Genomic DNA, 563 nt, shown 5'->3' on the forward strand with positions numbered 1-563 from the left:
TTGGTAGTAATGCGTTGCCAGCCCCTTAGGCGGGCGTTAAGTTTTTAGTCATGAGGAAAATATGAACATGCAGCGTAAATGTTCAAATTGTGAAAGTTATGAGCGACAAGGACATAATTATTGTCGTATGTGTGGTTGCTTCTTTAAGCGTGGAATCGTTAAAAATGTGCGTATTGCAGCTGGCTATCATATAAGCGAAAAATATTGTGGCTACTGTGGTGGTGCAAAATATAATTGCGAATGTTGCAAGTAGGTGTGATATGAGTATTGAAAAAGCAGTAGTTGAGCAAATTTCTAAGCGTGTAAATGTGTCTACAGGATTGGCTCACCCTTTGGATGAATCAGCGGCAAAAGAATTATTAAAAGAAATGTATGCTCGTGGGTATAGCTTTGATCCGGCAGAAATAATATCTCAAGCAATTGCAAACAATTGGTCTTCGTCTGATGCAAAAGACTTAGCAAATGTAGCGGAGAAAATTTCATCGGGTAAGCGAGTGGTTATTAAACACAAAAATTGTTGGAATCCAGATGTGTTTGATGAGGTAGAGTCCAACACATAAAAA

General features: G+C 38.4%; 1 protein-coding gene. It reads left to right on the forward strand.

Annotated elements, in window-relative coordinates:
* Window positions 1-206 precede the first annotated feature (206 nt).
* Entirely contained in the window at window positions 207-560 is a 354-nt protein-coding gene (locus GOU96_RS18160) for a DUF1889 family protein (RefSeq protein ID WP_146609218.1), read from the forward strand.
* Window positions 561-563 lie beyond the last annotated feature (3 nt).

Origin of the sequence: Vibrio sp. R-1 (assembly GCF_035615595.1) — a bacterium.
In the GTDB taxonomy this organism is placed as follows: domain Bacteria; phylum Pseudomonadota; class Gammaproteobacteria; order Enterobacterales; family Vibrionaceae; genus Vibrio; species Vibrio cholerae.